Here is a 3,503-nt window from a genome sequence, read left to right as displayed (position 1 = left end):
CCGGCATGGATGCCGGGGGCCCTTCAGCGGACGGTCGGACGTGTCAGTCCTTGATCTCGCAGATGGTGGCGCCGGAGGTGAGGGAGGCGCCGACCTCGGCGGCGAGGCCCTTGATGGTGCCGGAGCGGTGTGCGTTGAGCGGCTGCTCCATCTTCATGGCCTCCAGGACGACGACGAGGTCGCCCTCCTTGACCTCCTGGCCCTCCTCGACGGCGACCTTGACGATGGTGCCCTGCATCGGGGAGGCGAGGGTGTCACCGGAGGCGGCCGAGGACGACTTCTTCGCGGCCCTGCGCTTGGGCTTGGCGCCGGCGGCGAGGCCGGTGCGCGCGAGGGTCATGCCGAGCGAGGACGGCAGCGACACCTCGAGGCGCTTGCCGCCGACCTCGACCACGATGGTCTCGCGGCCCGCCTCGTCCTCGTCCGTGTCGGCGCCGGCCGGGGCGAACGGCTTGATGTCGTTGACGAACTCGGTCTCGATCCAGCGGGTGTGGACCCGGAAGGGGTCCGCCGTGAACGCCGGGTCGGCGACGACCGCGCGGTGGAAGGGAATGGCGGTGGCCATGCCCTCGACCTCGAACTCGGCCAGCGCACGCGCGGCGCGCTGAAGGGCCTGCTCGCGGGTGGCGCCGGTGACGATCAGCTTGGCGAGGAGCGAGTCCCACGCCGGGCCGATGACGGAGCCGGACTCGACACCGGCGTCGAGGCGGACACCGGGGCCGGTGGGCGGGTTGAACGTGGTGACGGTGCCGGGCGCGGGCAGGAAGCCCCGGCCGGGGTCCTCGCCGTTGATGCGGAACTCGAAGGAGTGGCCGCGCACCGCGGGGTCGTCGTAGCCGAGTTCCTCGCCGTCGGCGATTCGGAACATCTCGCGGACCAGGTCGATGCCGGTGACCTCTTCGGTGACCGGGTGCTCGACCTGGAGGCGGGTGTTGACCTCGAGGAAGGAGATGGTGCCGTCGGTGCCGACGAGGAACTCGACGGTGCCGGCGCCGACGTAGCCGGCTTCCTTGAGGATGGCCTTCGAGGCGCGGTACAGCTCCGCGTTCTGGGCCTGTGACAGGAACGGCGCCGGGGCTTCTTCCACCAGCTTCTGGTGGCGGCGCTGGAGCGAGCAGTCGCGGGTGGAGACGACGACCACGTTGCCGTGGGAGTCGGCCAGGCACTGGGTCTCCACGTGGCGGGGCTTGTCGAGGTAGCGCTCGACGAAGCACTCGCCCCGGCCGAAGGCGGCGACGGCCTCGCGGACGGCGGAGTCGTACAGCTCCGGGACCTCTTCGAGGGTGCGGGCGACCTTCAGGCCGCGGCCGCCGCCGCCGAAGGCGGCCTTGATGGCGATCGGCAGCCCGTGTTCCTTGGCGAAGGCGACGACCTCGTCGGCGCCGGAGACCGGGTCGGGGGTGCCGGCGACCAGCGGCGCGCCGGCGCGCTGGGCGATGTGACGGGCGGCGACCTTGTCACCGAGGTCGCGGATGGCCTGCGGGGGCGGGCCGATCCAGGTCAGGCCGGCGTCGATGACCGCTTGGGCGAAGTCCGCGTTCTCGGACAGGAAGCCGTATCCGGGGTGGATGGCGTCCGCCCCCGAATCGGCCGCGGCCTGGAGCACCTTGGCCATGTCCAGGTAACTGGCGGCCGGGGTGTCACCGCCCAGGGCGAACGCTTCGTCGGCCGCGCGGACATGCAATGCGTCCCGGTCCGGATCGGCGTAGACGGCTACGCTTGCGATCCCGGCGTCCCGGCAGGCACGGGCAACGCGGACAGCGATTTCGCCACGGTTGGCGATGAGCACCTTGCGCACGATGGCTCCCTCCTTGAAACAAGCTGAGTTTAGGGACTGCCGACACGGCCTTTCGACCCGTCCCCAATGGTGAGCTTGCCCACACGGAGCGTGATTCGAGGCTCGCTCGATCGCGAAATCCCTTGTCGCACCACGGTACGACGGGTTCCTCCCCCGCACAGTAGCCCTCTGGTGTGGTCAAGGTCTCTGTCTGCGGGGCCAGCGGCCCGACACGTTTCTTTGTGGAGTCCCTACGAATGGCCCAACGATTCTTTGCCCCGGGACCGAGCGTGCCGGAACCCTTGTCCCCGCGTTTACCGGTCAGTAGCCTCGCGGCTGTCGTACGTACTTCCGGTACACAGAGGGTTGGGGGCGCCGTGGTGCGCAGACCGGTGGCCGTGGTGGCTGCGCTTGTCCTGCTGATCGAGGCCGTCGGCATCGTGGTGCTCAACGGAGTCATGGCCACGTTCGTCGGGGCTCAGCGGATGTCCCTGGACGGCATGGACCCGGACGTGATGGTGACCGCGACGTGGGGACTGGGCATAGGGTCCGGTCTCTTCCTGGCTCTGTGCGGCGTGCTGCTCCTCATTGCGGGCATACGCGACCGGGCACCGGGCCGTTTCGCCCGCATCGCCCTCATCACCCTCGCCGTCGTGCACGGGGTGCTCGGAGCGGTGGCGGTCGGCCTGGTCGGATGGAACGCCTTCGCGTTCCTGATGGTGGTGCTGGGCCTGCTCGTCGCGTCCCTGATCGTGTACGGCAAGGAGCAGCCCCCGGCGGCGTCTCCCGGGCCTCCCGCGTCGGGGGGCCCGGCCGACGGTGACGGCCCGGTGGGACCCGTCGGCGGTCCGGCGCCCGCCTGACCCTCCGTCCGCTCAGGCGGCCCAGAGGTCCGTGATCGAGACGCCCAGCTCCGCCAGGAGCCGGCGGAGCAGCGGCAGCGACAGCCCGATGACGTTGCCCGGGTCGCCGTCGATGCCGTCGATGAACGGGGCCGAGCGGCCGTCCAGCGTGAACGCCCCCGCGACGTACAGCGGTTCGCCGCTCGCGACGTACGCGGCGATCTCGGCGTCCGTCGGCTCGCCGAACCGCACGGTCGTCGACGCGGTCGCGGAAGCCCGGCGGCCGGTCACGGTGTCGATCACGCAGTGCCCCGTCTGCAGGACGCCCGCCCTGCCGCGCATCGCCTTCCAGCGGGCGGTCGCCTCCTCGGCGTCGGCGGGCTTGCCGAGCGCCTCGCCGTCGAGTTCCAGGACGGAATCGCACCCGATCAGCAACGCCCCGGCCGCCTCCGGCCGGGCGGCGACGGCCGCGGCCTTCGCCTCCGCCAGCACGAGCGCGAGCTCGGCGGGGGTCGGCGCGGTGAGCGCGTCCTCGTCGACGCCGCTGACGATCACGTCCGGCGCGAGACCGGCCTGCCGCAGCAGATTCAGCCGCGCGGGGGAGGCGGAGGCGAGGACGAGACGGGGGCGGTGGGGTGACGGGGTGGTCATGGGGGACATGGTAGGCGGCGGGGCGTGGCCGCCGGGACGGTGCGCGGGGAGGCCCGATCCGCCGGGGCGTGACCGCTGAGCGGGGCTGTTCCCCACCACCCCTTCCCGCTGTACCGATGTGCGGCTCCGCCGCGTGGCGGGCAGGCCCCGGACCCCGTACCGCGCTCCGCGCGGCGCCCTCGATCTCCTCCTACGCCCGGCGGCCGTGGGAGGTGCCCCAGGCGGGCTTGAGT

The 3,503-nt window shown here is 72.0% G+C and carries 3 protein-coding genes; 1 reads left to right on the top strand and 2 read right to left on the bottom strand.

Features of this window, described 5'->3' with window-relative positions; all coding sequences use genetic code 11:
- Positions 1-43 precede the first annotated feature (43 nt).
- A complete protein-coding gene (locus ACWGH4_RS32920) occupies positions 44-1,798 on the bottom strand; it encodes an acetyl/propionyl/methylcrotonyl-CoA carboxylase subunit alpha (RefSeq protein ID WP_453467305.1) in 1,755 nt (584 codons plus the stop codon).
- Between the two features lie 380 nt (positions 1,799-2,178).
- Here ACWGH4_RS32920 and ACWGH4_RS32915 point away from each other — a divergent pair, with 380 nt between their 5' ends.
- Entirely contained in the window at positions 2,179-2,640 is a 462-nt protein-coding gene (locus ACWGH4_RS32915) for a hypothetical protein (RefSeq protein WP_453467303.1), read from the top strand.
- Positions 2,641-2,652: 12 nt separating this feature from the next.
- Here ACWGH4_RS32915 and ACWGH4_RS32910 read toward each other — a convergent pair whose 3' ends face one another.
- Positions 2,653-3,270, bottom strand: a complete 618-nt coding sequence (locus tag ACWGH4_RS32910) for a Maf family nucleotide pyrophosphatase (RefSeq protein ID WP_441263868.1) — start codon at positions 3,268-3,270, stop codon at positions 2,653-2,655.
- Between the last annotated feature and the right edge of the window lie 233 nt (positions 3,271-3,503).

This window comes from Streptomyces sp. NPDC054847, assembly GCF_053610925.1.
The sequence above is the reverse complement of the archived record's forward strand: the minus strand, read 5'-3'. Positions and strand labels throughout refer to the sequence as shown.